The 2474-nt window shown below is 39.2% G+C and carries 1 protein-coding gene and 1 pseudogene; both read left to right on the top strand.

Going from position 1 to position 2474, the window contains the following annotated elements:
- Positions 1 to 414 precede the first annotated feature (414 nt).
- Entirely contained in the window at positions 415 to 1227 is an 813-nt protein-coding gene (cas6, locus tag Q0546_RS00430) for a CRISPR system precrRNA processing endoribonuclease RAMP protein Cas6 (RefSeq protein ID WP_298789533.1), read from the top strand.
- Between the two features lie 41 nt (positions 1228 to 1268).
- A pseudogene (locus Q0546_RS00425) lies at positions 1269 to 2474 on the top strand (reverse transcriptase domain-containing protein); the annotation flags it as partial.

The raw sequence follows: 2474 nt of genomic DNA, 5'->3' as shown, positions 1-2474 counted from the left end.
TTAATAGGCGTATTTGAGTAAGATCTTTTACCTCGTCAGTATATTGCCGCATTTTTGTGTTTTGCTTTTCTGCGTGTATTTGCTTTTATCTTTTTTAATCCTAGTCGAAAGAGATATCTCTCGCTTTATGTGTGATAATATATTATGATCTCGTTTTTGCACATTTTACCCTTTTAAAATATATAAAATTTGGCATTATTGTCGCCAAAAACTGAAATGTTTCAAATAGCCTATTTTTCATCAAACTCGCCTTTTGATCCATGTTTGCTTTTGAGGTGCCGCGCAAACAGTGGACAAAAATCCTACAGCAAAAGATTGTCAATTACTGACAACCATAAGCGCTTTTTGCATAGCTTAGAGCATAAAAGCTTATTTTATAGTATAATTTTCACAAAAATATCGCAAAGGTTATCCATGCTTAAATACTTAGAAGTAGGTGTCCACGGCATAGATTTAAAGCCCTCCTATCCTTTTATCGGCTCGACGATTAGAGGCGCTTTAGGATACGCTCTTAGGCGAGCTTGTTGCCCATATATAGGCGTAAACTGCGAGGAGTGCGGCATTAGCGAGCGGTGCGTGTATAACGATTTTTTTGAAAACGTATCCGATACCCCGAATTTTAGACTAGATATTAACCTTAATCAAAGAAGTTTCGATTTTAAAATTATACTTTTTGATTATGCTACAAATTGCCTACATCATATTGTTATAGCTATCCAAAATATGCAAGAAATCGGTCTTGGCGTCAATAGGGGCAAATTTAAATTTACGCATATGAGCTTAAACGGTAAAATCTTTGATCCTAAATTTTTATATTCAAAGACTCACGAAACGTTAAATTTCACGCCCGATTTCACCGCAGGCGATTATGAAATTTCGCTTCAAACACCGCTTCGCATAAAACAAAAAAACGTTCTCGTTTGCCGCGATATCGATTTTAAATCCTTTATCCGCCAAGTCGCTATGCGCTTTGAAAGTATAACGGGCAAAAGCATGGATAAATTTGAAGTCAAATTTGACCGCTTCGAGCAGGATTTGAGATTTTACGATCTTAACCGCTACTCAAACCGCCAGCACGCTAAAATGCAGTTTGGCGGCATAATCGGTAAAATGCGGGTTTTTGGACTTGACGAACGCTCGGCAAGGCTTTTGCAGCTAGCCTGTATCACGGGCGTTGGTAAAAGCACCGTTTTTGGACTAGGCAAGATAAAGGTAGATCGAATCTAATTTCGCACCGCGAAATTGCAAAACCATCAAAAAGGAGTTTTGTGTTTGATTTAAGCTTAGAGGATATTTTTACTAGCAACGCCTTTGAATATGCCCTAAAAAGGCTTAAGCATACGGCATTGGGGCTTGACGGACTTAGCATTGATGACATTTGCACGGATTTTTTTTACGCTGAGTTAAAAGATGAAATTTTTAATCTTTCTTATTCGCCCGAGCCGCTAAAACGAGCTTTTATCCCAAAGGAGAACAAAGACGAGCTCCGTAAACTCGCCATCCCGTCGTTAAAAGATAAATTTACGCAAAATATCCTTATAGGCGAGCTTTCAAGCTATTTTGACAAAGGCTTTTCAAACCGCTCTTATGCTTACCGCACTGGCAAATCTTACGCTAATGCCATATACCGAGCTAGGGATTTTTTCAAAACCTACGATTTTGCCCTAAAAACCGACGTTAAAGATTTTTTTGAAACTATCGATCACGAAAAATTGCTTGAAATTTTGCGTGCAAACATCCGTGACGCGCGTATTGTTAGGCTTATCGAGCTTTGGATAAATAACGGAATTTTCGAGCATTTTGATTACCGCGCTCACGCAAAAGGCGTTCACCAAGGCGACGTCCTAAGTCCGCTCCTTTCAAACGTTTATCTAAATCAGATGGATAAATTTTTAGAGTAAAGCGGCGCCGAATTCGTCAGATACGCCGATGATTTCGTTGTGTTTTTTACTTCATACGAAGCCGCCGAACAAGGGCTCGCGCACTTAAAAGATTTCCTAAAAACCATAAATTTATCCCTAAACGAAGCCAAAACTTCCATTCACGGCAAAGATAGCGCATTTACATTTCTCGGCGTAAATTTTAAAGGTGCAAAATTAAGCATAGGCGAGGAAAAATTTGAGCGGATCTTAGACAAACTAGCAAGCTCTGCCAAAAGGCCGACGATAAGCCAAAGCGTAGAAAATTTAAACGCCTATGTTTATCATCTAAAGACTATCTCGCTTAAGCTTTTCTCGCCGCCGCAAAACGAAATATTTGGTATGCGTTTTGACAAAGTTTTGACAAATTTGACGCGTAGATTTTTAAAAACTACGGACAAGCAAACCATAGCCGATGCCCTCTCGTCGGTAATTTTCCCGTACGATCTAGGCAAAACCGCCAAAAAAGCCAAAATCATAAGCTACTACAAAAACGCCAAACGTCCCGCCATAAAATCCGTCCAAAACGCGCTTGAAGCAAAGAAAAGAGAGTAT

It is taken from the genome of uncultured Campylobacter sp. (assembly GCF_937997465.1).
Classification (GTDB): domain Bacteria; phylum Campylobacterota; class Campylobacteria; order Campylobacterales; family Campylobacteraceae; genus Campylobacter_A.
The sequence above is the reverse complement of the archived record's forward strand: the minus strand, read 5'-3'. Positions and strand labels throughout refer to the sequence as shown.

What these genes read in the sequence shown, in the direction of transcription:
- cas6 (WP_298789533.1), top strand. Translation starts at nt 415, where the DNA reads ATGCTTAAATACTTAGAAGTAGGTGTCCACGGCATAGATTTAAAGCCC.